Consider the following 24891-nt stretch of genomic DNA (forward strand, 5'->3'; position numbering starts at 1 on the left):
CCTCGGGCTGGTTCCGAGGATCCATTTTCCAACCGATGGACCCGGCCCAATGGATCCCCGGCATAAAGCCGAGGATGACATTTCGGGGCAGTTTGAGGCTGCGCTTCCGCCGCAGCCTGGGTGCCCGCGGAGCATACCGCCATTCCTGGACACATTCAGAGGCCGCCGCTACAACGGCGGCCTCAAGCCGTTCCGGGATTTCGTCCCGGGGCAGACGAACCTCAAGATCAGGCCCGAAAGCACCTATGGCTGGCGTCAGCGAAATCCGCGCTTCGTTTCTCGACTTCTTCGGCAAGAACGGCCACGAGATCGTGCCGTCGTCGCCGCTCGTTCCGCGCAACGACCCGACGCTGATGTTCACGAATGCGGGCATGGTGCAATTCAAGAACGTCTTCACGGGCCAGGAGACGCGCGCCATCCCGCGGGCGACGACGTCGCAGAAGTGCGTGCGCGCGGGCGGCAAGCACAACGACCTCGACAACGTCGGCTATACGGCGCGGCATCACACGTTCTTCGAGATGCTCGGCAACTTCTCGTTCGGCGACTACTTCAAGGAACGCGCCATCGAGCTTGCGTGGACCCTGCTGACGAAAGACTTCGGACTCAAAAAAGATAAGCTGCTCGTCACTGTCTATCACACCGACGATGAAGCGTTCGGAATCTGGAAGAAAGTCGCCGGGCTGCCGGACAGCCGCATCATTCGGATCGCGACCAACGACAACTTCTGGCAGATGGGCGATACGGGACCGTGCGGTCCGTGCTCGGAAATCTTCTTCGATCATGGCGACAAGATTCCCGGTGGGCCTCCGGGTTCGGCTGACGAGGACGGCGATCGTTTCATCGAGATCTGGAACCTCGTGTTCATGCAATTTGAGCAGATCGCTCCGGGCAATCGCATCGATCTTCCGCGGCCGTCGATCGATACCGGCATGGGGCTCGAGCGCATCGCGGCGGTGCTGCAGGGCAAGCACGACAACTACGACATCGACCTCTTTCAGCATCTGATCCAGGCGATCCGCCAGGAATCGGCAAAGGTCGGCGCCAAGGACAGCAAGGCTTCCGCCGACTTCGATCATGTCGCGCAGCGTGTTATCGCCGATCATTTGCGTTCAACGAGCTTCCTGATCGCCGACGGCGTGCTGCCGTCGAACGAGGGGCGCGGCTATGTGCTTCGCCGCATCATGCGCCGCGCGATGCGTTATGCGCACCAGATGGGTTGCAGCGAGCCGCTGATGTATCATCTGGTTCCCGCGCTCGTGCGCGAGATGGGCGATGCTTACCCGGAACTCGTGCGCGCACAGCCGCTCATCAGCGAGACGCTGAAGCTCGAAGAGACGAAGTTCAAGCGCACGCTCGACAACGGTCTGAAGCTTTTGGGCGAGAGTTCCGCCAACCTGAAAAAGGGCGCGGTGTTTTCGGGCGACGTGGCGTTCAAGCTCTACGACACCTACGGCTTTCCGCTCGATCTCACCGAGGACGCGCTGAAGCCGCGCGGCATCACGGTCGACACCAAGGCGTTCGATGCCGCGATGTCGAAACAGAAGGACGCCGCGCGGGCCGCATGGAAAGGCTCGGGCGAGGCGGCGACCGAAAGCCTGTGGTTCGAGATCAAGGACCGGACCGGCGCGACCGAGTTCATCGGCTACGATACGACGTCGGCGGAAGGGACCATTCTCGCCATCGTCGCCGACGGCAAAGAGACGAATGAAGCGGGCAAGCCCGGGCAATATGCGGTCATCGTCAATCAGACGCCCTTCTATGGGGAATCGGGCGGCCAGGTCGGCGATATTGGCATCATCGAGGGCCTCGAGGGCTCCGGCGCGCCGTTCCATTTCGAAGTCAAGGATACGCAGAAGAAGCTCGGCAATCTGTTCGTACACACCGGCGAACTGACGAAGGGCGCGATGGCGGTCGGACGTCATGTCCGGCTTCAGGTCGATGACGCCAAACGCGACAGGACGCGCGCCAACCATTCGGCGACGCACCTCCTGCATGAAGCGCTGCGGCAGGTGCTCGGCACGCACGTGGCGCAGAAGGGTTCGCTCGTTTCGCCGGAGCGTCTGCGCTTCGACTTCTCGCATACGAAGCCGATGTCGGCGGAAGAGATCAGCCAAGTCGAAGACATGGCGAACGCCGTGCTGCTCGAAAACACACCAGTCGTGACGCGGCTGATGGCGCTCGATGATGCGCGCGCCACCGGCGCGATGGCGCTGTTCGGCGAGAAATACGGCGAAGAGGTGCGCGTCGTATCGATGGGCTCGACGCGGCCCGGCGCCAACAAGGCGTGGTCGGTCGAGCTGTGCGGCGGCACGCATGTGTCGCGCACGGGCGATATCGGCTTGATCCGGGTCGTTGCGGAAAGCGGCAGCTCTGCGGGCGTCCGGCGCATCGAGGCGCTGACCGGCGAAGGCGCGCGCGCCTATCTCGACGAACAGGATACGCGCGTGAAGGAGGCGGCGAGCCTGCTCAAGACGCGGCCTGAGGATCTCATCGAGCGGCTGAAGCATTTGGTCGAGGAACGCAGGAACCTCGAAAAGCAATTGGCAGATGCCAAGCGGCAGATTGCGCTCGGCGGTGGCAGTGCAGGAGCGGGCGCGGCGTCGAACGGCGAAGCGATCCGCAGCGTCGGCAATGTGAAGCTGCTGGCGCGTACGGTGCAGGGCCTCAATCCGAAGGATCTGCGCGGACTGATCGACGACGGCAAGAAGCAGGTTGGTTCGGGCATCGTCGCAGTGGTCGGCGTAACGGAAGATGGCAAGGCCGGTCTCGCCGTCGGCGTGACGGATGATCTCGTCAAGACGTGGAGCGCCGTCGATCTGGTCAAGGCCGGCGCGGAGGCGCTGGGCGGCAAGGGCGGCGGCGGCCGTCCCGACATGGCGCAAGCGGGCGGACCGGATGGCGCGAAAGCCGGCGATGCGCTGAAGGCGATCGAAGCGCGGCTGGCGAGTTGAACGCGCACTTGAGTAAATTCAATCTTGATGGCGGCGGGAGCAGGAGAAGCCAATTTGGCCAATTCCCAAATCTTCTCGGCCGCTCTTCGAATTAGCGATACCGCGGTCGCTCGGCCAGCATTAGAGGCGGCGCTCGGCACTACACTGGCGCGGTATGAGCCAGCCCGCACGGGCTCGTTATATTACGCTCAGGTCGACTTACCGATAGAAGAGGAAGTTTGGGGCGCGATCGCCCGATGGGTCAAACGATTGGGGCCTCAGCTATCGAAGCTGCGGCAGGAACGTCTCATCGGATCGACAAGCCTTGATCTGGCCGCCTCCTTTGTCGACGGCCAAATGAGCCTCTCGGTCGTGGTGCCAAGTTTTGCTGCCGAGATCATTAGCAGCTACGGTGTGGACATCGCATTCTCTGTCTATGCGGTGAGCGATTTCGAATAGCGTATCGGCTCTGACGTCATTGAGAAGCCTGAAGCGCGGCTCGCGAGCTGAGGTCTTCAACTTCATCGTCGGCTTGAGTCTGGCTGAGCCTTGTCGTGGATGGCCGCCTCCGCGGCCATGACGTTGGTCCGGAAGCACTTTGCAAACAGCACCGTCATCCCGGCGCAGGCCGGGATCCAGGCAATATCGACAGGTACATGCCGATCGTTGTCTGGGTGCCGACCCGGGCCTTCGCCGGGGCAGGCTCTTCGTCGGCATGACGGAGTTGGGGTTCAACGCGAGCGAGCAATACAATCATCAATGCTGCGTTGCGGAAGGCTTTTCTCGTTACCTTGCAGGCATTTCACTAATGACCCTCGGGAAAAACCGGTATATAGGCGCCGCTTTCGTTTACCCGAGGAAATCGCAATGTCCCGCAAGCGCCTGTTGAGTTTCGCCGCCCTCGTTTTCGCCGCGTCGCCGGCGCTGGCTGACGACGCCATCGTCAAGCTTCCGAAAACGCCGATGCCGACGGCCGGTCCGACGACAGCGGCGGCAGAAGAGTTTTGCGGGGCGCCTGTCGGCAAGGCCGAAGACCTTATCGCGACCTATTCGTCGAAGGCCGGGCTGCAGAAGGTCTACGAGAGTGACAAGTACATCGCCTATTCGGATGATCCGAAGAACGCGACGGTGATGTACACGTTCACGACCAAGAAAAATCCGGCGCATCCGGCAGCGGTGTGCCGCAAGGTCGTGCGCAAGGGCGACGTGCTGACGATCGATATGAAGGTCGTTTGCGACGGCGAGCAGGTGGCGTGCGCAAGCCTGCAGAACGACTTCAACGTCATGAACGCGCAGATGCAGGCGCAGGTCAATCAGCAGATCGCCGGGCAGAAGAAGTAGTTGGCGTATGCGGATGGCCGCCTTCGCGGCCATGACGGGCACGGGTTCGACGTCCGCAACGATGTGTTGTTTTCGGCTTATGCGATTTAAGGTGCTTACCGCCAAATAGATCCTCGGGCCAAGCCCGAGGATCACATATCGGAATAAGCGAGGTTGACGAGGATTACGCCGGCTTCGCCATCGCCTTCTTGAGGTTCTCGTCGATCTTTTCGAGGAAGCCGGTCGACGACAGCCAGTTCTGGCCGGGGCCGACGAGCAGCGCCAGGTCTTTCGTCATAAAGCCCGACTCGACCGTTGCGACGCAGACTTTCTCAAGCGTCTTGGCAAACTTCATCAGTTCGTCGTTGCCGTCGAGCTTGGCGCGGTGCGCGAGCCCGCTGGTCCAGGCGAAGATCGAGGCGATCGGATTGGTCGACGTCACGTTGCCCTTCTGATGCTCGCGGTAATGGCGGGTGACGGTGCCGTGCGCGGCCTCGGTCTCGACCGTCTTGCCGTCGGGCGTCATCAGCACGCTCGTCATCAGGCCGAGCGAGCCGAAGCCCTGGGCGACGATGTCCGACTGCACGTCGCCGTCGTAGTTCTTGCAGGCCCAGACATAGCCGCCTGACCAGCGCAGCGCACAGGCGACCATGTCGTCGATGAGACGGTGTTCGTAGGTCAGCTTGCGTTTGGCAAATTCTTCCTTGAACTCGGCATCGAAGATTTCCTGGAAGATATCCTTGAAGCGGCCGTCGTAGGCTTTGAGAATCGTATTCTTGGTCGAGAGAAAGACCGGATAATTGCGCGCGAGGCCGTAGTTCAGCGACGCGCGGGCGAAATCGCGTATCGAGTCATCGAGATTGTGCATGCCGAGCGTTACGCCGGCGCTCGGGGCATTGATGACGTCCTTCTCAATGACGGTGCCATCTTCGCCGACAAACTTGAGCGTGATCTTGCCCTTGCCGGGGAAGCGGAAATCGGTGGCGCGGTAGACGTCGCCGTAGGCGTGGCGGCCGACGACGATCGGTTGCGTCCAGCCCGGAACGAGGCGCGGCACGTTCTTGCAGATGATCGGCTCGCGGAAAATGACGCCGCCGAGGATGTTGCGGATCGTGCCGTTCGGCGACTTCCACATCTCCTTCAGATTGAATTCTTTGACGCGCGCCTCATCGGGGGTGATGGTAGCGCATTTGATGCCGACGCCATATTTCTTGATGGCGTTGCCGGCGTCGATCGTGATCTGGTCGTTGGTCTTGTCGCGGTTCTCGATGCTCAGATCGTAATACTCAAGATTGACGTCGAGGTAGGGGTGGATGAGCTTGTCCTTGATCATCTTCCAGATGATGCGGGTCATCTCGTCGCCGTCGATCTCAACGACGGTGCCTTCAACCTTGATTTTCTGCATGGGGGTCTCGCGCGATAATTTGGAAGCGGATCATGGCCCGGGACACGGGCGCGCAAAGCTTAACGGCTCATAACGCAGTTGCGAAGAGAACCATCGACGTAGTCGTGCTTCAGATCGTGAAAGGTTTCAAGCCTTGCCGGCGCCAAGTGCGGACGCCAGGGCTGCGCCGGGCATTTTTTCGGTTGTGGAAGGGACTTGCGGGCTCGGCGCTGCTCTATCAGGACACGCCGTAAAATGACGCCCAGGACGATTGCGCTGCCGCATACGGCGAGCGGAACGGGTGGGAAGCTCGCAAATGCCAGGACGAGGACGTTCGCCAGGACAAGGGCATAGACCTCGCCTTTCGTAGCCGTTCCTTCGTTGAGCTGAAGATGACGCAGGAAAAAGGCCTGTGCGATGGTCAGTACGGGAAGGTCGTAGGCGAACAGGTAGGGGCTCGCGAGGGTCGTCGCTGCGGCCAGCGCCGCACATTTCAAGGGAAGGCCGACGTCGCGACGCCGCCAAAGCCAGGCTATGACTGCGGCGATCGACAGCGTCAGGATCGCCTGGAGGGTCATGGCGCCTGCGGATGGAATGCCGAGGCTTCGCGCGAAGCCGAACAGGCTCTGGATCTTTTCGGTCTCGGAGGCCATGCCGACAAGCGGCCCGACGCGGCTCATCTGTGCCGGCCACGCGATCCACGGCACCGTGCCGAAGGCCGCAAGGGTCGCGAGGGCAAACGCGATCGTGGTCACGGCGGCGGAGAAAAAGGCGCGATAATATCGTCCGGCGAGCAACGCCACCGGGATGAGCAGACCGAGGTGCGGTTTGATCGAGAGAAGCCCGAACGCGAGGCCCGCCAATATCGGACGCTCGGCAAGAAGCAGGAGGCCGGACCCCATCAAGGCTCCGGTCAGCGCACCGTTTTGGCCGATGTAGAAATTGAGCCATGGCGCCGGGGTCGCGAGCATCAGCAGCAGATCGCGGCGTGACGTCGTTACGCGTGAAAGCACCGCCGCGAATGCCGCGAGTGTGCCGATCGTCCACACCGCCATCGAGGCGCAAAACGGCAGCAGGGCCAGAACTGCCGCGATCGGCAGGAACGTCGGCGGATAAACCCAGGGGAAGTTGCCGACCTGCCGATTGTCGGTCAGCGTCTGCAGGGTCGCATATTGGATCGTGGGGTCATAAGCGGACGCCGGTTCGCCGGAAGCGGCGAGCGTGCCGGCGGCGTAAATACCTAGGAAATCTCCCTGGGCGGGAAGTCCGCGTGCCGTCGTGATCCAGCCGTTCGGATTGCTCAAGCCGGTCGCCAGCGCCAGAATCCAAATCGCGATCAAAGCCAGAGCCAGGGCCGATGGTTTGTCGATCCTGCTGGTAAACGATCTGATCACAGGCTGAAATCCGGGGCGGGCCGGCCGCTGTCGGCGCTTATCGAGCATGGCTCTTGACGGGCCCTGGAGATTGACACCCTGTCGTTACCAAAGGATTAGGCTTTCCGGGCCGGGTATCGGCGACGAGGAAGCTGCCTGATCCTGCAGGCCGTACGGAGGCATGGTTGAACGTCGAGACTGACGGTGCGCAAGGCGAAACAGCGCTGGCAATCCGCGTCGGCGGAGGCGAGCCGATGCTTGGACCGCAGGATACGCGCGTGTCTGAGATCGTTCACGCCTGCCATTCGGCGTCGATCGATCAGGGGCTCGAGAAGCTCGCCATTCCAGGACTGACGCGCGACACGCTGGAGCCGGTGCTGCAATACTGCGCCAGCCTCAAATGCGTATCCGACGAGGTGACGTGTCCGGGATGCAAGCGGCGCACGGAAGTCCAGGGCATCGAGACGCTCGATCAATTCATTCTGAGCAAGAAGGAAGTGATCGTCGGTGACGGACGGGTGCGGCTTCGCGGCGAGGGGACGGAGACGGTCACGACGCCCTGTCTCGAGACGCTGGCAAAGCAGTGGTCAGGTGAAAATTACTGGTTCTGGGCGCGTCGCGTCATCCGCAAGCTGCGGCATGGTCTGAGGCGCGCACATATGCGCGGCGAGCCGGTGGCGGGCGAAGGCGAGACGCCGTCGATCATCCTGATGGAGCCTCAACTCGCGGACAATATCGGGATGGTGGCGCGGGCGTGCGCGAATTTCGGTCTCGACGATCTGAGGCTCGTCAGCCCGCGCGACGGCTGGCCGAACGAGAAGGCGCGGATTGCGGCGTCGGGGGCGAATTATATCATCGACGATGCGCGCGCGTTCGGGACGCTGGAGGACAGCATCGGCGATCTCAACTGGGTTGCGGCGACGACGGCGCGGCAACGGGATTTGCGCAAGCCGGTGCTGACGCCGGAGCAGGCGATCGCCGAAATTAGGGTCCGGATCAGCCGGGGCGAGCGCTGCGGAGTGTTATTTGGGCGGGAGCGGAACGGTCTGGAGACGAGCGAGGTGGCGCAAGCGGACGCCCTGATCATGATACCGGTGAATTCCCGCTTCGCCTCTCTTAACCTTGCCCAGGCAGTGCTGCTAACGGGTTACGAGTGGATGCGGGGGGATTCGGGGCGCAGTCTCGGCCGGGTCACAACCTACGAGAAGCCCTTGAGCGAGGGTCTTTATCTGGGCCGAGACCGGCCCGCGACCAAAGAGGAACTCATTGGACTGTTTGAACATTTAGAACGAGAGCTGGAGCAGAAGGGGTTTTTCAATCCGGCCCATCGCAAAGCCGTGGTGTCGCAAAATCTTCGCACACTGCTGACCAGGATGAACGCGACGGAGCAGGAAGTCCGCACCCTGCGTGGCATAGTTGCAACGCTCGCACAGGGCAAAGGGAAGGGCGGAAAAGGGCGGGAATAAGTGCCTTCATATGGCCAAGTTTTGGGCCGAGCGATGCCAAGTCGAGAGGCATACTGGGCGATATGCAACGCGGCTGGTGGAGGGCCGCGCCCGAAAATTTTTTCGCATTCGATAACGAGACAAAAAACGCAGAGGCGCAACTGGAGATGTGGATGAACACGAGGGCGGGGGTTGTGTTGGCGGGCGCGATGGCGCTGACGCTGTGGGGAACCGCGGCGCCTGCCAGTGCGCAGGAGTTGAGTGAGCATGCAGTCCGATCGTTCATGGAATATGCGTGGTCTCTGACGCCGCAGCAGTTCTCGAAGCCCGATGGCTCCGTCATCGTCATCGATAAAACCAAGAAAGCACAGGTCGAAGTGCCGCTCGACGTGGCGCGCCGCGTGATCATGGCTGGCCGTCTTTCGGCCCACGCGCAGATTTGCGATCTCCGCGACGAGCAGGTTTTGAACCATCGCGCTCTGATGCGCCGTGAAGAGGCGACGAAGCGGTGGACGCAGCAGCAACTCGTCTACATCAGCCAGCTGCATCTGACGACGCTGATGCTGATGACGGGGCGCATTCGCCTCGTCGAGCAGGAAGGCGACAAGCAGGTTGTGGTCGACGAGAAGAAAGAGCCGCCGCAGACCTGCACGGAAGAGCAGCGGAGCAAGGTTAAGGAATTGATCGCGAACTACGTCGCAGCCAGCCCGCCGCCGCAAAATGTGACCGCAGGCGCCGCACCGGCGCCCGCGCCGGCCGGGGCACCGGTTTCGACGGGTTCGACGTCGGTCAGCGAAACGACGGTCCAAAAGAAATAGGCGATCCGGGTCGTCTTGGCCGGTTGACGCCGCCGCCCGACATCGCTATCAACCACAACCTTCGCGGGCCTTCGGGCCCGCGTTTGATTTCTGCGCACCCGTGGCGGGACTGTCGAAGGTCCATGCCTGTCGGCCTCCGAAAGGAGGCAGAGGAGGGGGCGCTCCACGGCTCCGGCCATTCGGCCGGGCCATAACTCATGGAGTGCTAGAAGATGACTAAGCGCGTTCGCGCCAAGCATAAGATCGATCGCCGCCTGGGCGAGAACATCTGGGGCCGGCCCAAGAGCCCGCTCAACCGCCGCGAGAGCCGTCCCGGCCAGCATGGCGAGCGCCGTTCCGGCAAGCTTTCCGACTTCGGTCAGCAGCTCAAGGCCAAGCAGAAGCTGAAGGGCTATTACGCATCAATTTCCGAGCGTCAGTTCCGGTCGCTTTACGATGAAGCCTCGCGTCTCAAAGGTTCGACGTCGGAGCACATCATCGGCCTTCTCGAGCGCCGCCTCGACGCGCTCGTCTATCGCGCCAAGTTCGTGCCGACGGTGTTTGCCGCCCGTCAGTTCGTCAGCCACGGCCACGTCTCGGTTAACGGCAAGCGAGTCACCGTTCCGAGCTATCGCCTTAAAGTCGGCGATGTGATCGAGGTTCGTGAGAAGGCGAAGCAGCTGGCGCTGGTGCTGGAAGCGATCAAGAGCGCCGAGCGCGACGTTCCCGATTACGTCAACGCCGACCACAACAAGATGTCGGCTTCGCTGACGCGGATCCCGGCGCTTTCGGATGTGCCCTATCCGGTTCAGATGGAACCGAACCTCGTGGTCGAGTTCTACTCTCGTTAAAGCGCTCACGCCGGCTATTCCGCGCTTGTCGCGCGGGCCGGCTCCGCGGGGGCGGCGCTCGCGCCGTCGCCCGGTCGGGCTCGCGGCCTTCGGCCGAAGTGGATCGAGTTTCAAAAAGGCTGCGCTCGCGCGGCCTTTTTTGTTTGGCGGGGCGTTGCTTCACCCTCCGTCATGCCGACGAAGGCCGGCACCCAGACTTCGTCAAGCCGCGCGGCGTCGACGGGGCCGTGGCGGGGGCGCGATGGAAATGCCGGGGTTCGGAGAGATTGCCGGGCCGCCGCCGATCGGGCGTTTGCGCTGGCGGTAGGTCGGCGACTGGGCATTGGCCCACGCATAGGCGAGCATCGTCATCAGTGCGGATGCGGCGAAGAAGTAGACGCCAGGCAGCACGCGGGCTTCCGTGTAGCCCGACGAATTGACGTAGAAGATCATCAGCGCCAGCACCATGACATCGGTCATCGAATAGCGGCCGATCCATTCCATCGTCGCGAACGACTTTCGACGGAAGTCTTGCGGCATGTCGTGCGAGGTGATGAGCGTCAGCAGGTAAAACAGCTTCAGGAACGGGAAGAACACCGACACGGCGAAAACAACGGTGCAGAGAAAGTATTCCTGGTTCTCGAACAGCGCATAGATGATCGTCAGGATCGAGTGCTCGTTGGTCCAGACGTAGACGGTCGTGAAGCGGATCGACGGCATGATGATGCCGAGCGCGAAGAACACTGTCGCGAGGATGATGAGGAAGCTCAGCGCGAAGTTCCGCCAGGCGGGCGTTGACTGCTTCGCTCCGATATCGGGCTGCGGAAGCACGGGAACGAGCTCAGGAGCGGCGGCCATGCCGTCGGTTCGGATCCAGGCATAAGAGAGGATCATCAGCACGACGGCGGCGGTGAAGAAATAGACGCCGTTGAGGCTCGAGGCGTCATACACTTCCTGGCTCTTGATGAAGAAGATGGTCAGCGCCAGCACGAGCACGTCGTGCATCGACCATTTGCCGAGCCATTCGAGCGCGCGCAGGCGGGTCTGGTGGCGGACGATCTCGGCGGGCGGCAAGGTCGAGACGAGCAGCAGGTAAAGCAGCTTGGTAACGGGAAGCAGGATCGAGAAGACGAGCACGATCAGTCCAAGGAAGGTCTGGTTGTCCTTCAGCAGCACGCCGACGGTGGACAGCAGCGAATGCTCGGTCGTCCAGAAACCGAAGCTCGTCAGTTTCAGGATCGGCAATGTGATGCCGAGCGCGAGACAAACGCTGGCGGTGAGAATGGTGAGCGAAAGAAAGAAGCGCCTGCCGCTCAGCCACATGACCTTCATTTCGCCGGTTCCTTCCTCAGCGAGGTGAGCGAGCCTACCGTGGTTTCGAGGCACCATCCGCTTGGGGCAAAATTGAGACCTGCCAAGTCAAGACTATAGCAACTTGCGGGGCTACGCAGGTATTGGTGCAAACGAGCGAGCGATCATGAGCGATACAGGTGGAACGCACGATCCGGTGAAAATCAGCCCGTCGGGAAAAGCGAGAGCGCGCGGGCTTGGCCTGCCGATGCCGGGCGTCACCGGGCCGTTGAATGCGATAACCGACGTCGGCGGTGTGACGGTCGGGTTCACGACACTGCGCAACGACGGCGGCTCGATCCATACCGGCGTCACGGCGATCCTGCCGCGGGCGCCGGAAAATCTCGCTCATCCCCTATGGGCGGGGGTGTTCTCGATGAACGGCAACGGCGAGATGACGGGGGCGCACTGGATTCGCGATGCGGGCTGGTTTACGGGGCCGATCACGATCACCAACACGTTCTCGGTCGGGCTCGCGCATCACGCGACGCTCAAATGGATGGCGAAGCATTTTCCGGCGCTGGGCGAGGATCTGTGGGCGCTGCCGGTCGCGGCCGAGACGTATGACGGTTTTCTCAGCGACATCGCGGGCTTTCACGTCAGCGAAGAGCATGTGTGGGCGGCGATCGACGGTGCGCGCTCCGGGCCGGTGGCGGAAGGTTGCGTCGGCGGCGGCACTGGCATGATCGCCTACGAATTCAAAGGCGGCACGGGGACGTCGTCGCGGATCGCGAAAACGCGGCTTGGTGCGCACACCGTCGGTGTGCTGGTGCAGGCGAACCATGGCATCAAGCCGTGGCTGACGGTGTGCGGCAAGCCGGTGGGCGAACTGCTGCCGGGCGAGCGGGTTTATGAGAATGAGCGCGGCTCGATCATCGTCATCATCGCGACGGATGCGCCGCTGCTGCCGGGGCAACTCGAGCGGCTGGCGCGGCGGGCGTCGATCGGCATCGGCCGCGGCGGTACACCTTCCGGTAACAGTTCGGGCGACATCTTCATGGCGTTTTCGACGGCGAACGATCCGGGCGAGCTGCCGGAGCCCGCGGCCTTGACGTTCACGGCGGTCAGCAACGACGATCTCGATGCGATCTATCTGGCGGTCGTGGAGAGCGTGGAGGAAGCGGTGGTGAATGCGATGCTCGCGGCCGAGACGACGACGGGTAAGCACGGCCGCGTGGTCAAAGCGATCGACGCCGACAAGCTCAAGGCGCTCGTCGTCGGATGAGTGCGAGCGATTTGCGCTACGATGCGGCGTTCTTCGATCTGCTGACCGGCAGCTATGACCGTCTCGTTGGTGTGCGGCTCGTGCCCGCTGGCGCCGACGCGCGATGGCTTTACGAGGATGCGCCGTTCGTCGTCGTCGCGCACAACACCGATGCGGACCCGCGCTTCGTTTATGCCAACAGGACGGCGCAGGCGTGTTTCGAATATGCGTGGGACGAGTTCGTGACGTTGCCGTCGCGGCTGTCGGCGGAGGCCCCCAATCGGGAGGAGCGGGCGCGGATTTTGGAGGCGGTTGCGCGCAACGGTTTCGTGCGCGGCTATCGCGGCGTTCGCATTTCCAAGTCGGGGCGGCGGTTCGCAATCGACGGCGGTGTCGTCTGGCAGTTGATCGATGCCGACGGCATCAACCGCGGGCAGGCGGCGACGTTTTCGTCGTGGGTGAATGTTTGAAGCTTTGCGATTGCGGCTTTTGCCTCACCTTGCTGCGGACGCGGCAAAGCACATTGGTCCGCGGCCATGACGATATCTTTTGGATGCTCCCTCATCGTCATCCCGACGAAGGTCGGGATCTAGTCAATCGGCAACTGAGAGTTTGCGGCGCGGTTTTGCGGCTGCCTCGGCGCATCGGACGACGACCGATAAAAAAAAGCGGAGCTGAAACAGCTCCGCTTGGAATTTGCAAAAAAGATCGCGCGATCAGCCGTGGTGGTGGCTATGGGGGATGCCCTTGTCGCAGATGAGATCGTGAAGCTCGCCGGCGGAATACATTTCGCGCATGATATCGCAGCCGCCGACAAATTCGCCTTTGACGTAGAGCTGCGGGATGGTCGGCCAGTTCGAGAAGGTCTTGATGCCTTCGCGCAGGCCCTGATCGTCAAGGACGTTGACGTCCTTGAACGGCACGCCGAGGTGCTCAAGAATTTTCACGGCGGTCGCGGAAAAACCGCACTGCGGGAACTGCTTGGTTCCCTTCATGAACAGAACGACGTCATTGTCGGCGATCGTCTTGGCGATCGCGTCGTTGACGGTGGTGGTGTCAGAGGCCATTCCGAGGCTCCTATCGTGCGGTCGCCCAAACGGCGGACCGGCAGTTCAACCGAGATTTGGGTCAGAGCATCGCGTTAGTCAATCGGGCGGGAGCGCGGTCGTAAGCTGCAGGGCGTGCAAAACGCCGCCCATGCGGCCGCCGAGCGCGTCATAGACCATCTGGTGCTGCTGCACGCGGCTTTTGCCCTTGAAGGCCGAGGAGACGACGTGGGCCGCCCAGTGGTCGTTATCGCCGGCGAGGTCCTTGAGGACGATTTCGGCGTCGGGGAAGCGGGCTTTGATCATCCGTTCGATATCGGCCGCGGCCATCGGCATTGCTGGTAAACTCCCGGTTTTGTATGCGGCTGCGAGACTTTCGCCGGATGTATGGCGCTTCCGATCAGCTCCGGCAAGCCATCCGATCAGGCATTCTTATCAAAATCTCACGCGATTGCGATTGGACGTTATCGAGGGGGGACGCTATGTATTAGGGCACGAGGAGTTTGAAGCTCCCTGAAGTCTAATGGAGGACACCATGAAGACCTGGACGAAACCCGAAGTTCGCGAGCAGGAAGTCGGCCTTGAAGTTACCTCGTACCTTCCGGCCGAGATCGACCTCATCTAAGTCGGTCGGCTCGATCTGAATTCAAGCGCGGTGGCAGGATAATCCTGCCACCGCGTTTTTTTGTGCGATTTCGGAAATGGAGACGCCCGCTGCGGCAGTACCAGCGGGCGTCTCTGAAACGCCGAGTACGGGGGGAGGTCTCGGCGTCTGCGAGCGCCTATTGCTGCTCGCAATCGATCGTCACCTTGAACCACGGCAGGTCGAGCTTGCATTTGCCGGACTTGGTGCGCGTCAAAACCTTGTCGAGCTTCAGGTCGCCGAGCTTGAGATTGCCGAGGGCGCCGGCGATGCCGTCGTCCTTGCCGTCGGCGGCGTCGCCATCGGCGGGCGCGTCGGCGCTTGCGGTTTCATCCTTCGGCGCGGGCTTGGCCTGATCGGGCGTTGCCGCCGGAGCCGGTGTCGCGGCTGGGGCTGCATCGGCGGGCTTCACTTCCGCAGCTTTTGCTGGGGTGTTGCTCGCTTCCTTCGCCGGAGCCGGTGCCGGAATGCTCGCCGTCGTTGCCGGAGCCGGAACTGCAGGCGCGGCCTTCGCGGTTGTCTCGGGCTGGTTGCAAAGCTGAAGATCCTTCGGCGCCGGCTTCCAGATCATGGTCTTCGACAGGAACTTCATTCCCGCGTAGCCAAGAACCTTGAGATTGCCGTTGGCAAGCGGCGTCAGCTCGACGTCGTACTTGCGACCCTTCTCCGGCGAATAGATCCAGCCGTTGTCCCAGCGGCCGCCGCCCACAGGCGTGACGTCGCCGATGATCTGCTTGCCGCAGCCGCTGGCGTCGGTGGTGGATTTTACCCACACGACATTGCCGCACATGGCACTGCCGCACGGCTTGATTTCGATGGCACCGCGGCCGGTGTCGTTCATCCAGATGCCCGTCGGATCGGATCCGGCGAACGCGGCCTCGACTGTGACTGGGGCCAGCGACATAACGACCGCGACCGGCGCAATAAATTTCAATACCCGCATGACAAGATCCTTCTTCACGAGATCAGGATTGTTTCGGACGACCAATGTTGCGGTCTTTGTGCCGTAAACCGTTCGCCCAGGATGTTCCGATCGGAACAGGTGGGCGCCTTCGATTACGGGACCGCGCATTTCCTTCTTCAGCCGTCGGCGCAATTTCCCGAAACGTGCATGAAACGAAACTCAGAACCGTATCGTATCGATCCGTGCAAGAGCAAGAAACAGTCGCAACATCCTGCTGCGGTGACCGATCACATCGTAGCGCGCCTCTTTCCCGCTCGGGTCTGAAAAATAATTAACGTTCTCAAATAGGAGAAAATCCCATGATGAAGCCATTTCTGGCAGCGATGGCGCTTGCCTTGTCGGCCTCGGTCGCATTCGCGGCTGAAGACAGCAATATCACGACGAAAGCGATGAAGGATCTCCCCGGCAACAACGGCGCCGGATCGACGAGCAATCCGACGGCGAAGCCCAATTCCGGCAGCCTTTCGGAGAAGCAGATGCAGGGCCAGCCCGGCGTCAACGGCGACAGGACGGGTTCCACCGCGACGCCCAATGCAAAGCCCGAGGATGGCTCTCTCGCGGGCAAGGAAATGGAACAGAATTCCGGCGCGCAGAAGTAATAACGCTTGCCGTGCGCGTGACGCGCATGCCGGCGGTTATTCTGAAGGGGGGAGGAAGACGATCCAGGTCGCCTCCTCCTTTCCTTATTGAGCGGCGACGGCATTGGTCTGCTATGGTTGCTCATCATGATTGGGCGAACGGGCAGATTTGGGATTGAAGCGTTTTGTGCCGCGATCGTGTTCGTGGCGTTTGCCATGTTCCTCGCCTCGGCCGTGCAGGCCGGAAGCGGCAACGGCGATCGATGTCCGGGCGAGCGCTTTGCAATCGAAACGATCGCAGGCGGAACATCTCCTTATGTGATGCTCGATGCCGGTGAAAAGCGCGGATATTTTCTGCTCGACTACGGCACGACGCGAAGCTCGCTTTCGCGAGACATTTTCAAATCATACGGCCGCGAAGATCAGGCCAGCTTACAGACGCCTCTATCGCTTCCAAGTTTTTCGTCCGGCCGTTTCGATCTTGCGACGTATCGGCTGCTGGAGCAGCCGCCCGGGGGCCAGCTCGGAATCATCGGCACGGATTTTCTGTCGCTGCTGACTGCGGATTTTTCATTTCGTGGCGGCAAAAGTGATGTCGTGCTCGACGCGCGTCCCTGCGATCACGATGTGTTGAAAGCGCGCGGATTGATCCCGGTTCGTCAAGGCGGTTTTTTCGCAAGCGATCCGCGCAGCCTCGATCCGTCGATGCCGAACGTGCCGGTGCTGTTCGTCAGCGCCGCCGGGATTTCGGCCGCAGCGCAAATGGATACCGGCTATGACGATCGCGGACTGCCGCCGTCGGTCGATATCAACGATGCATTCTTTGCAAAGCTCGTCGCGGCGGGCGTTTCTCTCCATGCGATCGGGAAGGTGACGGTCACGACCTGCCGCGGGGTTGCGACACACGACGTTTTTGCAGCGCCGCAAACGCAACTTTCTTTGGAAACCGATGAGCGGCGAGAGATCAAAATTTTGCGAGGCGTTGCGCTGATCCGCAAATCGGCCAACGGGTGCGGCGGCATCGCCGATATGTCCTCGCCGGCAGCGCAGCTTGGCATGTCGGTTATTGCGGGGCTCGGAACCGTCGTTTTCGATGCGCCTTCCGGCCTCGTCTGGGTGCGGCCTGAGAAGTGAACGGCGTCCGTTATGGGATCCTTATCTTTTTGCACCCGATCCCGGGTCGAATCTTTATGCGCCGATCCCTATCTATCGAGCATGCGCCATCAGGATGGCGCAGAAACGGTAGACGATCATGTCAAGCAATTTGTGGCTACGCAAACATGCGATCGCGCGCGGCGGCACGCTTCAGGAAAAGCGAAAGCGTGAACAGAACGATGCGGCGCTGATCTACGTTCTTATCATCGGCATCTGTGCGGCGCTGGGAATCGTGCTCCTGGCAAACGTCGAGCCCGGCGCAACGCTTTCGAGCGTCACTCCGGCCGCGCATTCAGACAGCGCGCGCTGAGGCCGAAAGGGAATGGCGTCATGCTGGTGAATTCACGCCGCGCACAATTCATCGAATATTCGATCCTACATAATGCCAAGCATGAAGGACCCATCATCGGGCGGCTCGACGACTACGAATTCTCGGAATTCGTGCAGGATGAGTTCGGACGGCTTTTTGCCTATTCCGGCGTTGCGCCAAGATTGCCGAATGGCCAATTCGACGACGCTGCGCTGAGGGACGGGGAGTTCATCGTGCAGCCGGGGCTGATCTACATCTATCGCGGCAAAGCCGAAAAACGCCGGCGCATGGCCTGATCGGCGCCGCGCCGAAAGTGCGTTCCCGTGCGGCTAGCCGCTTCGCTGTTTTAGCGAATCGAAGCATATTTCGAGCGATTTGAAAGCCTGGACATTAGCGGGTGCGAGCGTCCGCATTGGCGAGGGCTCTATATTCCATCCCAAGGTGCAAGAATGCGCACAGTGGTCTGTCATTTCTTCAATGAAGAGTATCTGCTGCCGTGGTGGCTCGCGCATCATCGGCGGATTTTCGATCACGGCATCATGATCGACTACAACTCGACAGATAAAAGCCGTGAGCTGATCAATAAGTTCTGTCCGACCTGGGAAATCCACGCCACGCGCAACGCCTATTTCGACAGCGCCTGCATCGATCGCGAAGTCGAAGATTATGAGCGAACGTGCGACGGCTGGCGCATGGCCCTCAACGTCACCGAGTTTCTCTACGGCAATGTCGCGCAACTCGATCAGGTGACGGCGCCGACGCAGCACTTCATCGGCAATTATGTGTTCGTGGCGGCGAAAGATGCCAAACCGCTCGTTTACTCGCGGCCGCTGCACGAGCAGGTGACGCTCGGCTACCACGAGGACAATCCGGCAACGGCGCTGTCGCGGCTGCATCGGGGCTGCCGCGCGAGCCGCAGCCTACACAATTATCCGATCGATTATGCGCCGCAAGGCGGCCGGCACTGGGCCCAGCGGCCGACGTTAAAAGACGTGATGATCTTTTATTATGGCTATGCGGTCGTCGACGAAGCGAGCATCGCGCGCAAGCTGCAAATCAAAACCAAGATGAGTCCCGAGGAACAGGAAGCCCGAGGCGCGCAGCATCCCAACATGGTCACGCGCGACCGCTTTCTCACCAACATCGAGCGGTTTCATCGGCCGCGCAGCTGGGACATGAAGGACGAGCTGGCGGACTTCATCGAGCATCAATACGCGGCGGAGCCTGGGCCACTCGCCGTCACCGCCGCGTAAGACGTCATTTCACGCCGAGCAACTCGACGTCGAAGATCAGCGTGGCATTGGGCGGGATGACGCCGCCGGCGCCGCGCGCGCCATAACCCAGTTGCGGCGGAATGATCAGCGTGCGCTTGCCACCGATCTTCATCGAGGCGACGCCTTCGTCCCATCCCTTGATGACGCGTCCGGTGCCGAGCGGAAATTCGAATGGCTGGCCGCGATCGACCGATGAATCGAATTTCGCGCCCTTCTTGCCGTCCTGATAAAGCCAGCCGGTGTAATGCATGACGCAGATCTGTCCGGTCTCGGGCGTGGCGCCGGTGCCGACGACGGTGTCTTCGTATTGGAGGCCGGAGGGTGTGGTCGTCATTGTTGTTCCTTGCGGGTCTGCGATTGCGGGGTTGATAGGAAGTGCTGCCGCGATGAGCGCGAGTGCGGCTGAGAGGGCCATCATAACGGGCAAGCGAAAGCGGTGCATTTGAGTTCCTATCTTCCGAGTGGTACCGCTGGACGGGCACTCATATTCTTATTCTTACGTCGTCCCGGCGCAGGCCGGGATCCAGCCGAGCTTCAATATCTAAAATGCAGCTTCTTGTCTGGGTGCCGGCCTTCGCCGCATGATGATGATTTTTACTCTCGTATCGGGGGCGCATGCGACGGTGCGCTGGTGCGATCAGGACGGTGCTTCGGATTTCTTCTGCAGTTCAGCGAGGCGGCGCTGGTATTCTTCCTCCATCGCCAGGACGTGCTGATAGACGTTGTCGAGCTCTTCTTTTCGCTCACCGTCTTGGGCTTCCTCGACCCAGGTCGCGAATTCCTCGCGCAGCGTGAAGAGGACGTCGAGCGCGCCTTTGAGTTCGCTCATCTCGGGAGTTGGATCGGACGCCATCGTACATGCCTCGTTGGTGTGACCCGCGCGCCTGATAGAATTTCACGCAGGGATAGCGTGTCAACCTAATCAGCGCAACCAATGCTCTCTAAAACCATTCGACCGAGGGTTGTCACGGTATGAATTCCTCGCTCTTTGCCCCAAGTGTCCAATTCGATGATGTTCACTTTTTCACTGCGTTCACCGCGACTTCCATTCGGCATTGAAATCTGCTTCACGTGCGGCCTGAAGGAAATGAGTTCTAGTACTTTGAGCTTGCCCCACATGGCGTCCCACATAGCATTTCGCTCTCGAACTTCTTCGGAAGCTCCTATGTAGTTTGGAGGAGGGCGCAGTTGGTTCAATGCAGATTGATCATTTGTGTGAAGTGCTTCGAGTAGGCTCACCTCTTCGGCGTCTAATTGGGCGACCAAAGCGAGCAGTCGTGATTTGTGGAGCTGATTGCGATTGTCTTCGGTAATTCCGTGCGCGACGCAGTACGCAATGTTCCTGACGCGTTGTATTTCTGTTGTTTCTCGCGCTTGACGCCAGCCTTCTTCGACCAATCCCGCGTTTTGATGTTCAGATAAATGTTTATGTGAAGCTTCTAATTCGTCCAATCGGCGCGCTAACGTCGAAAGATACATTTCGAAGCGCTCAGCCTGTTGGTTGGGTATTATCGCGGTGAAAACCTCGGCAAGGCCGCCACCAATAAGGGGTACTGCACTCGATATTGCGCGAAGAACGGCGGCGGCACGATCAGAAGGCCCGGGCGATATGTTTGGGAGGTTATTCTCACTTTCCTCGGACATTTTAGTTCACAACTCACCCCGCATGAGCTTTGGCAGGAAGCCTTCATGGGCGGTGCGAAGCTCGGAGAGCGGTAAAGCGGTTTCGCCCTTGAGCGCGATGGCGCTGCCTGTGACACGACCGATGATGCGGGCGGGGAGCTCGAGCAAGCGCGCGCGTTCGAGCACCTCCTCCGCCTTCTGTGGCGTCACCTCGACGACGTAGCGGCCCTGGTCCTCGCCGAACCAGACGGCGTGCGGCGGCAGCTTACCTTCGTAGGCGAACAACTCGACGCCGAGGCCAGAGGCTTCGCGCGACAGCCCGTTCTTGCCGCCGGCGAGCGCCATTTCGGCAATGGCAACGAGCAGTCCGCCGTCGGCGCAGTCATGCACCGCAAGCGCGCGGCCTTCGCGGATCAGCGAGCGGATCAATCGGCCGGCTTTGATTTCGGCTTCGAGGTCGACGGGCGGCGGCGCGCCTTCGAACTTGCCCGACGCGTATTGCTGATAAAGGGACTGGCCGAGATGGCCTTCCTCACGGCCAATAACGATCAGCACATCGCCTTCGTCTTTGAGACGAATGTCGGCGAGCTTCGATGAATCCGGCACCAGGCCGACACCGCCGATCGCGGGGGTGGGCGGAATGCCGACGCCGTTCGTCTCGTTGTAAAGCGAGACGTTGCCGGAGACGACGGGATAGCCGAGTGCGGTGCAGGCTTCCGCCATGCCGCGGCAGCTTGCAACGAACTGGCCCATGATCTCGGGCCTCTCGGGGTTGGCGAAGTTCATGTTGTCGGTGATGGCGAGCGGGTCGGCGCCAACAGCTGTCAAGTTGCGCCAGGTTTCGACGACAGCCTGCTTGGTGCCTTCTTCCGGATCAGCGGTGACGTAGCGGGGCGTCACATCGCAGGCGACCGCGATGGCTTTCTTCGTGCCGTGCACGCGGACGACGCCGGCATCGCCGCCCGGACGGCCGACGGTGTCGCCCATCACCATGTGATCGTACTGTTCCCAGATCCAGCGGCGCGACGAAAGGTGATGGCCTGCCATCAGATCCTTCAGCGTGCCGACGATCGAGTTCGGGGCGGGCACCCATTCGGGCAGGATTTTCGCGGGCTTCTTCGGCTCGACATGCGGGCGCGTATACATCGGCGCGGAGTTCGCGAGTACCGGCACCGGCAGGTCGGCTTCGACGTTGCCCTTGTGCTTGATGATCATGCGCTGGGTGTCGGTGGTGTGGCCGATGACGGCGAAGTCGAGGCCCCATTTCTCGAAAATGGCTTTGGCGTCAGCCTCGCGCTCGGGCTTCAGGATCATCAGCATGCGTTCTTGCGATTCCGAGAGCATCATCTCGTAGGCGGTCATGCCGGTTTCGCGCTGGGGAACGAGGTCGAGGTTCAGCTCGATGCCGACGCCGCCCTTGTCCGCCATTTCCGACGTTGATGACGTGAGGCCCGCTGCGCCCATGTCCTGGATGGCGATGATCGAATCCGTCGCCATCAGTTCGAGGCAGGCTTCGATCAGAAGCTTTTCGGTGAATGGGTCGCCGACCTGCACGGTCGGGCGTTTCTCGTCCGACTTCTCGTCGAATTCGGCGGATGCCATCGTGGCACCGTGGATGCCGTCGCGGCCGGTCTTTGAGCCGACGTAAACGACGGGGAGGCCGACGCCCTTAGCGGCGGAATAGAAAATCTTGTCGGTCTTGGCGAGGCCGACGCACATGGCGTTGACGAGGATGTTGTTGTTGTAGCCCTCGTCGAAGTTCGTTTCGCCGCCGATGGTCGGAACGCCGGTGCAGTTGCCGTAATGCGCGATGCCCGCGACGACGCCCGATACGAGGTGGCGGGTCTTGGCGTGATCCGGGGCGCCGAAGCGGAGTGCGTTCATGTTGGCGACGGGGCGTGCGCCCATCGTGAAGACGTCGCGCATGATGCCGCCGACGCCGGTCGCCGCGCCCTGGAACGGCTCGATGTAGGAGGGGTGGTTGTGGCTCTCCATCTTGAAGACGACGGCGTCACCGTCGCCCAGATCGACGACGCCCGCGTTCTCGCCGGGGCCTTGGATCACCTGCGGGCCGGTGGTCGGCAGCGTCTTCAACCAGACGCGCGATGATTTGTAGGAGCAGTGCTCGCTCCACATGACCGAGAAGATGCCGAGTTCGCAGATCGACGGCTCACGGCCGAGGATTTCGAGCAGGCGCGCGTATTCGTCGGGCTTCAGGCCATGTTCGGCGACGATTTCGGGGGTGATCTTGCGGGCTGTGGTCGTCTCGGTCATTCAGGGTCTCTGGCAGAGTCTCTGGCGGGCGTGTCGATTGCGACCGCTTATATGGGGTCGAGGCGGGTTTGTCGCCCCAGGGACTGGCGGCACTCCACGGCCAATGGTCGCGACGCTCTTTGCTGCGGAGCAGATGCCAGCTCTCGCCGTCATCCCGGCGAAGGGCCGGGATCCAGCCATCATTTTCCATAGTGGGTGTTGACGGCTGTCTGGGTGCCGGCCTGCGCCGGCATGACGAAGCTGAGAGCTGAAGTCGGGCTTACTTGCCGTGCTTGGCGAGCCAGGCGTTCATGAAAGCGATCTCGCTTTCCTGCGCGTTGACGATGTCTTCCGCCAGCTTTCGTAGCTCGGGGTCCTTGCCGTACTGCAGCTCGACCTTCGCCATGTCGATCGCGCCCTGATGGTGCGGAATCATGCCTTTGACGAAATCGACGTCGGCGTTGCCGGTGTATCCGACCATCATGGCCTCATGCATCTTCTGCATGGCCGCTTCGTAGGCTTTAGACGATGGCGCGGCTTCGGCTGAGGTCGCGCCCATGTCCATATGATCCATGTTCATGTGGTCCATGGATTTCATGTCCATGTCTTCCGCGCGGGCGGCCGTGGCGGCGACGAGGCTGAGGCACAGAAGGCCGACGATGGCTTTCATGGTTGCGTGTCCTTTCGGGCGTTCGGTGTGGTTCCGGCGGCGCTTATAGTGGCTCGATAGGTGATTGTCGCGGCGCCACGCGGAAATGGCTGGTGCACAGAGTTTTTGTGCCGTCGCTGAACTTGAAATGAATGGCCGCGCGCGCGGCCTGCGACGGCTTGGCGCTGTGAACGGCGCATCTCAGAGTTGCGATGAAATGCCATTTTATTTAGCAGAATCTGAACCCTATATGCCGACTAATAGGGCAATGCCGGCGAGCTGAGTTTGGCAACCAGCGGCGCTGTTCGAGGGATAGAAGGTACGATCATCATGTCGGCAAATAAGTTCGCAGGACACACTTCGCTGTTCGCGGACGTTTCGTTCGCGGATCTCTGGCGCGCGGCGCGCTATCGTCGGCACGGAGGCCATCAGGAGCTGCCGTCGGTGCTGGACGCTGCCTATGCGTCGCGCTTTGCGGCCCCGTCACAGCCTTTCGGAACCGAGGCGGAGGGCTCCAGGACGACGCCTGCCATTGACGTGTGGCAGTATCGTCAGGCCGCCTGACCTTTGCCGTTGTCGCCTTTCTGATCGCCGGGAGCTGGCATTCGTGCCGGCTGTGCGTCGCGCGTCGGTGCTCGAAGACCAGGCATTCTGGCTCATTCCGTCCTACCCGTTCGGACTGTGACCGTTCCGCGCTGCAAAAGGCGCATTACGGAATTGCGGCCGCAGGAGATTTTCTCTTTGGGGCCAGCCGGTTATCTGAGGACCTGAAGTCCGTGATCCGACACTCGGTCCCGGACTCGATTTTGCGGATGCGAAATTTCGGCAGCGGGTTGCGTCAGCGCTTCCAAGTCCACGCTTGCAAGTTGTCTGAACAAGGGAGGGAGTTACAACTCTCTCCCTTTTTTTCTTTACCACTTACTTACTGATTTCATTTGGTTTTTCGGCCGTCCCCCGCGACCAAGCGGCGCTGCAAGGCGCGCATGATAGAGCTGCTTGACCCCCCCTTGGCGAACAGGGGTCGGATCGCTTATCTACAGTGTAGAAGAAAGCGACCCGGGGGCTTATCCCGGGAGCCAGGCCGGGCCGGAAGCCCCGCCGGTTAGCTCAAAAACAGGTGCTACTATGAAGGCCATCGTGTTCGCTGTGTTCAACTCGCTGTCGCTCGGCTCGTCCGCCGCCAGCAAGAGCCGGCGGCGCGGGAACAGCCGCTAATCGAGCGGACTGTTTGACTGCACGAAGAAGGAGCCGCGAGGCTCCTTTTTTGTTGGTCGCTGGCGACTCTGCTTCGCGGAGCCGGCCGCCAGCGACGAAGTGGGGGTTCCTTACCAGCGCCCTGAAAAGACAGGGCCCGAATGGGCGCTGGGGAAGGCGATGCGCGGCGTGAAGCTCGGCGCCGAGGCCATCGCCACAAGCCGCTTTTCCGTCATTTTGCGCAGACTGGACGACAAACTCAGATACAGCTGCTTCATGCGCATGAGCCGCAGGACGTTGGGCGCAGCGGACCGTTGCTCGCGGTCGATCAGCTCGCGGATGCGGGTTGCACGTTCGAGAAGGATCAGGAAACGACGGGACATAGATTTTCCTCCGGTTCGGAACTTTGGAGGTATGTCCGGTGAAAAAAGTCGAGGCACCGGGCATACCCGATGCGGTCCGACATCGCAGCGCTATCGCAGCACTGCCAGAGGGGCCCGGCCCCGCAACACACTGGACATAGGAGCGAGGCGACACCGTGCAAGGTGCCCGCTGCAAATGCCTTCGAA

The 24891-nt window shown here is 61.2% G+C and carries 27 protein-coding genes; 15 read left to right on the top strand and 12 right to left on the bottom strand.

Features of this window, described 5'->3' with window-relative positions:
* Window positions 1–245: 245 nt before the first annotated feature.
* From alaS to QM780_RS03140, 3 genes are all read left to right on the top strand, one after another.
* Window positions 246–2951: an alanine--tRNA ligase gene (alaS, locus tag QM780_RS03130; protein WP_415069024.1), complete on the top strand. Its 2706-nt coding sequence runs from the start codon at window positions 246–248 to the stop codon at window positions 2949–2951.
* A 54-nt stretch (window positions 2952–3005) separates the two neighbouring features.
* Window positions 3006–3389: a hypothetical protein gene (locus QM780_RS03135; protein ID WP_415069025.1), complete on the top strand. Its 384-nt coding sequence runs from the start codon at window positions 3006–3008 to the stop codon at window positions 3387–3389.
* Between the two features lie 408 nt (window positions 3390–3797).
* Window positions 3798–4271, top strand: coding sequence for a hypothetical protein (locus QM780_RS03140; RefSeq protein WP_415069026.1), 474 nt, complete (start codon window positions 3798–3800; stop codon window positions 4269–4271).
* A 163-nt stretch (window positions 4272–4434) separates the two neighbouring features.
* Here the strand turns inward: QM780_RS03140 and QM780_RS03145 are convergent, their stop codons facing one another.
* Window positions 4435–5655 (bottom strand): NADP-dependent isocitrate dehydrogenase, encoded by a 1221-nt coding sequence (locus tag QM780_RS03145; RefSeq protein WP_415069027.1) that lies wholly within the window; start codon window positions 5653–5655, stop codon window positions 4435–4437.
* Window positions 5656–5714: 59 nt separating this feature from the next.
* Window positions 5715–7028 carry a glycosyltransferase family 87 protein gene (locus QM780_RS03150; protein WP_415069028.1) on the bottom strand — a complete coding sequence of 438 codons (1314 nt, stop codon included), beginning with the start codon at window positions 7026–7028 and terminating at the stop codon, window positions 5715–5717.
* Between the two features lie 164 nt (window positions 7029–7192).
* Here QM780_RS03150 and QM780_RS03155 point away from each other — a divergent pair, with 164 nt between their 5' ends.
* The 3 genes from QM780_RS03155 (at window position 7193) to rpsD (ending at window position 10100) form a co-directional block, all read left to right on the top strand.
* Window positions 7193–8473 carry an RNA methyltransferase gene (locus QM780_RS03155; protein WP_415069029.1) on the top strand — a complete coding sequence of 427 codons (1281 nt, stop codon included), beginning with the start codon at window positions 7193–7195 and terminating at the stop codon, window positions 8471–8473.
* A gap of 152 nt (window positions 8474–8625) precedes the next feature.
* On the top strand, window positions 8626–9270 hold the full coding sequence (locus QM780_RS03160) for a hypothetical protein (protein ID WP_415069030.1): 645 nt from the start codon (window positions 8626–8628) through the stop codon (window positions 9268–9270).
* A 212-nt stretch (window positions 9271–9482) separates the two neighbouring features.
* Entirely contained in the window at window positions 9483–10100 is a 618-nt protein-coding gene (rpsD, locus tag QM780_RS03165) for a 30S ribosomal protein S4 (protein WP_415069031.1), read from the top strand.
* Between the two features lie 201 nt (window positions 10101–10301).
* Here the strand turns inward: rpsD and QM780_RS03170 are convergent, their stop codons facing one another.
* A complete protein-coding gene (locus QM780_RS03170) occupies window positions 10302–11411 on the bottom strand; it encodes a paraquat-inducible protein A (protein WP_415069032.1) in 1110 nt (369 codons plus the stop codon).
* Between the two features lie 145 nt (window positions 11412–11556).
* Here QM780_RS03170 and QM780_RS03175 point away from each other — a divergent pair, with 145 nt between their 5' ends.
* Window positions 11557–12654, top strand: coding sequence for a P1 family peptidase (locus QM780_RS03175; protein WP_415069033.1), 1098 nt, complete (start codon window positions 11557–11559; stop codon window positions 12652–12654).
* Window positions 12651–13103, top strand: a complete 453-nt coding sequence (locus QM780_RS03180; RefSeq protein ID WP_415069034.1) for an MEKHLA domain-containing protein — start codon at window positions 12651–12653, stop codon at window positions 13101–13103. The genes QM780_RS03175 and QM780_RS03180 overlap by 4 nt, the downstream gene beginning before the upstream one ends.
* A 246-nt stretch (window positions 13104–13349) precedes the next feature.
* On the opposite strand, the gene grxD is transcribed toward QM780_RS03180, so the two are convergent.
* Both grxD and QM780_RS03190 read right to left on the bottom strand, forming a co-directional pair.
* Entirely contained in the window at window positions 13350–13700 is a 351-nt protein-coding gene (gene grxD, locus QM780_RS03185; protein WP_415069035.1) for a Grx4 family monothiol glutaredoxin, read from the bottom strand.
* Between the two features lie 78 nt (window positions 13701–13778).
* Entirely contained in the window at window positions 13779–14015 is a 237-nt protein-coding gene (locus QM780_RS03190) for a BolA/IbaG family iron-sulfur metabolism protein (RefSeq protein ID WP_415069036.1), read from the bottom strand.
* Between the two features lie 199 nt (window positions 14016–14214).
* On the opposite strand from QM780_RS03190, the gene pqqA reads away from it, so the two are divergent.
* Window positions 14215–14304: a pyrroloquinoline quinone precursor peptide PqqA gene (gene pqqA, locus QM780_RS03195; protein ID WP_013947273.1), complete on the top strand. Its 90-nt coding sequence runs from the start codon at window positions 14215–14217 to the stop codon at window positions 14302–14304.
* Between the two features lie 157 nt (window positions 14305–14461).
* Here the strand turns inward: pqqA and QM780_RS03200 are convergent, their stop codons facing one another.
* On the bottom strand, window positions 14462–15394 hold the full coding sequence (locus tag QM780_RS03200) for a DUF2147 domain-containing protein (RefSeq protein ID WP_415069037.1): 933 nt from the start codon (window positions 15392–15394) through the stop codon (window positions 14462–14464).
* 191 nt (window positions 15395–15585) lie between these two features.
* On the opposite strand from QM780_RS03200, the gene QM780_RS03205 reads away from it, so the two are divergent.
* From QM780_RS03205 to QM780_RS03225, 5 genes are all read left to right on the top strand, one after another.
* Complete coding sequence (locus QM780_RS03205; protein WP_415069038.1) at window positions 15586–15885, top strand: hypothetical protein; 300 nt, start codon at window positions 15586–15588, stop codon at window positions 15883–15885.
* Between the two features lie 195 nt (window positions 15886–16080).
* Window positions 16081–16998: a hypothetical protein gene (locus QM780_RS03210; protein ID WP_415069039.1), complete on the top strand. Its 918-nt coding sequence runs from the start codon at window positions 16081–16083 to the stop codon at window positions 16996–16998.
* Window positions 16999–17116: 118 nt separating this feature from the next.
* A complete protein-coding gene (locus tag QM780_RS03215) occupies window positions 17117–17329 on the top strand; it encodes a hypothetical protein (protein WP_415069040.1) in 213 nt (70 codons plus the stop codon).
* A gap of 20 nt (window positions 17330–17349) precedes the next feature.
* On the top strand, window positions 17350–17625 hold the full coding sequence (locus tag QM780_RS03220) for a hypothetical protein (protein ID WP_415069041.1): 276 nt from the start codon (window positions 17350–17352) through the stop codon (window positions 17623–17625).
* Window positions 17626–17778: 153 nt separating this feature from the next.
* Window positions 17779–18582, top strand: coding sequence for a glycosyltransferase family 2 protein (locus QM780_RS03225; RefSeq protein ID WP_415069042.1), 804 nt, complete (start codon window positions 17779–17781; stop codon window positions 18580–18582).
* A gap of 4 nt (window positions 18583–18586) precedes the next feature.
* On the opposite strand, the gene QM780_RS03230 is transcribed toward QM780_RS03225, so the two are convergent.
* From QM780_RS03230 to QM780_RS03250, 5 genes are all read right to left on the bottom strand, one after another.
* The gene (locus QM780_RS03230; RefSeq protein WP_415069043.1) at window positions 18587–19045 is read right to left on the bottom strand and encodes an FKBP-type peptidyl-prolyl cis-trans isomerase; all 459 of its coding nucleotides are present in this window, start codon (window positions 19043–19045) and stop codon (window positions 18587–18589) included.
* Window positions 19046–19240: 195 nt separating this feature from the next.
* The gene (locus QM780_RS03235; RefSeq protein WP_415069044.1) at window positions 19241–19456 is read right to left on the bottom strand and encodes a hypothetical protein; all 216 of its coding nucleotides are present in this window, start codon (window positions 19454–19456) and stop codon (window positions 19241–19243) included.
* A gap of 65 nt (window positions 19457–19521) precedes the next feature.
* Entirely contained in the window at window positions 19522–20247 is a 726-nt protein-coding gene (locus tag QM780_RS03240) for a hypothetical protein (RefSeq protein ID WP_415069045.1), read from the bottom strand.
* Window positions 20248–20253: 6 nt separating this feature from the next.
* Entirely contained in the window at window positions 20254–22500 is a 2247-nt protein-coding gene (gene purL / locus QM780_RS03245; protein ID WP_415069046.1) for a phosphoribosylformylglycinamidine synthase subunit PurL, read from the bottom strand.
* A 259-nt stretch (window positions 22501–22759) separates the two neighbouring features.
* Window positions 22760–23149 (bottom strand): DUF305 domain-containing protein, encoded by a 390-nt coding sequence (locus QM780_RS03250; RefSeq protein WP_415069047.1) that lies wholly within the window; start codon window positions 23147–23149, stop codon window positions 22760–22762.
* 309 nt (window positions 23150–23458) lie between these two features.
* Between QM780_RS03250 and QM780_RS03255 the strand changes: the two genes are divergently transcribed.
* A complete protein-coding gene (locus QM780_RS03255) occupies window positions 23459–23692 on the top strand; it encodes a hypothetical protein (RefSeq protein ID WP_415069048.1) in 234 nt (77 codons plus the stop codon).
* Window positions 23693–24453: 761 nt separating this feature from the next.
* On the opposite strand, the gene QM780_RS03260 is transcribed toward QM780_RS03255, so the two are convergent.
* The gene (locus QM780_RS03260) at window positions 24454–24705 is read right to left on the bottom strand and encodes a hypothetical protein (protein WP_415069049.1); all 252 of its coding nucleotides are present in this window, start codon (window positions 24703–24705) and stop codon (window positions 24454–24456) included.
* Between the last annotated feature and the right edge of the window lie 186 nt (window positions 24706–24891).

Origin of the sequence: Hyphomicrobium sp., from assembly GCF_047600905.1 — a bacterium.
Taxonomy (GTDB): domain Bacteria; phylum Pseudomonadota; class Alphaproteobacteria; order Rhizobiales; family Hyphomicrobiaceae; genus Hyphomicrobium_B.

What these genes read in the sequence shown, in the direction of transcription:
- QM780_RS03145 (WP_415069027.1), bottom strand. Translation starts at nt 5,655, where the DNA reads ATGCAGAAAATCAAGGTTGAAGGCACCGTCGTTGAGATCGACGGCGAC.
- QM780_RS03190 (WP_415069036.1), bottom strand. Translation starts at nt 14,015, where the DNA reads ATGCCGATGGCCGCGGCCGATATCGAACGGATGATCAAAGCCCGCTTC.
- QM780_RS03250 (WP_415069047.1), bottom strand. Translation starts at nt 23,149, where the DNA reads ATGAAAGCCATCGTCGGCCTTCTGTGCCTCAGCCTCGTCGCCGCCACG.
- QM780_RS03220 (WP_415069041.1), top strand. Translation starts at nt 17,350, where the DNA reads ATGCTGGTGAATTCACGCCGCGCACAATTCATCGAATATTCGATCCTA.
- QM780_RS03230 (WP_415069043.1), bottom strand. Translation starts at nt 19,045, where the DNA reads ATGCACCGCTTTCGCTTGCCCGTTATGATGGCCCTCTCAGCCGCACTC.
- QM780_RS03235 (WP_415069044.1), bottom strand. Translation starts at nt 19,456, where the DNA reads ATGGCGTCCGATCCAACTCCCGAGATGAGCGAACTCAAAGGCGCGCTC.
- QM780_RS03200 (WP_415069037.1), bottom strand. Translation starts at nt 15,394, where the DNA reads ATGCGCGGTCCCGTAATCGAAGGCGCCCACCTGTTCCGATCGGAACAT.
- rpsD (WP_415069031.1), top strand. Translation starts at nt 9,483, where the DNA reads ATGACTAAGCGCGTTCGCGCCAAGCATAAGATCGATCGCCGCCTGGGC.
- QM780_RS03205 (WP_415069038.1), top strand. Translation starts at nt 15,586, where the DNA reads ATGATGAAGCCATTTCTGGCAGCGATGGCGCTTGCCTTGTCGGCCTCG.
- QM780_RS03215 (WP_415069040.1), top strand. Translation starts at nt 17,117, where the DNA reads ATGTCAAGCAATTTGTGGCTACGCAAACATGCGATCGCGCGCGGCGGC.
- QM780_RS03140 (WP_415069026.1), top strand. Translation starts at nt 3,798, where the DNA reads ATGTCCCGCAAGCGCCTGTTGAGTTTCGCCGCCCTCGTTTTCGCCGCG.
- QM780_RS03225 (WP_415069042.1), top strand. Translation starts at nt 17,779, where the DNA reads ATGCGCACAGTGGTCTGTCATTTCTTCAATGAAGAGTATCTGCTGCCG.
- alaS (WP_415069024.1), top strand. Translation starts at nt 246, where the DNA reads ATGGCTGGCGTCAGCGAAATCCGCGCTTCGTTTCTCGACTTCTTCGGC.
- QM780_RS03240 (WP_415069045.1), bottom strand. Translation starts at nt 20,247, where the DNA reads ATGTCCGAGGAAAGTGAGAATAACCTCCCAAACATATCGCCCGGGCCT.
- QM780_RS03175 (WP_415069033.1), top strand. Translation starts at nt 11,557, where the DNA reads ATGAGCGATACAGGTGGAACGCACGATCCGGTGAAAATCAGCCCGTCG.
- QM780_RS03160 (WP_415069030.1), top strand. Translation starts at nt 8,626, where the DNA reads ATGAACACGAGGGCGGGGGTTGTGTTGGCGGGCGCGATGGCGCTGACG.
- pqqA (WP_013947273.1), top strand. Translation starts at nt 14,215, where the DNA reads ATGAAGACCTGGACGAAACCCGAAGTTCGCGAGCAGGAAGTCGGCCTT.
- QM780_RS03255 (WP_415069048.1), top strand. Translation starts at nt 23,459, where the DNA reads ATGTCGGCAAATAAGTTCGCAGGACACACTTCGCTGTTCGCGGACGTT.
- purL (WP_415069046.1), bottom strand. Translation starts at nt 22,500, where the DNA reads ATGACCGAGACGACCACAGCCCGCAAGATCACCCCCGAAATCGTCGCC.
- QM780_RS03180 (WP_415069034.1), top strand. Translation starts at nt 12,651, where the DNA reads ATGAGTGCGAGCGATTTGCGCTACGATGCGGCGTTCTTCGATCTGCTG.
- QM780_RS03210 (WP_415069039.1), top strand. Translation starts at nt 16,081, where the DNA reads ATGTTCCTCGCCTCGGCCGTGCAGGCCGGAAGCGGCAACGGCGATCGA.
- QM780_RS03170 (WP_415069032.1), bottom strand. Translation starts at nt 11,411, where the DNA reads ATGAAGGTCATGTGGCTGAGCGGCAGGCGCTTCTTTCTTTCGCTCACC.
- QM780_RS03260 (WP_415069049.1), bottom strand. Translation starts at nt 24,705, where the DNA reads ATGTCCCGTCGTTTCCTGATCCTTCTCGAACGTGCAACCCGCATCCGC.
- grxD (WP_415069035.1), bottom strand. Translation starts at nt 13,700, where the DNA reads ATGGCCTCTGACACCACCACCGTCAACGACGCGATCGCCAAGACGATC.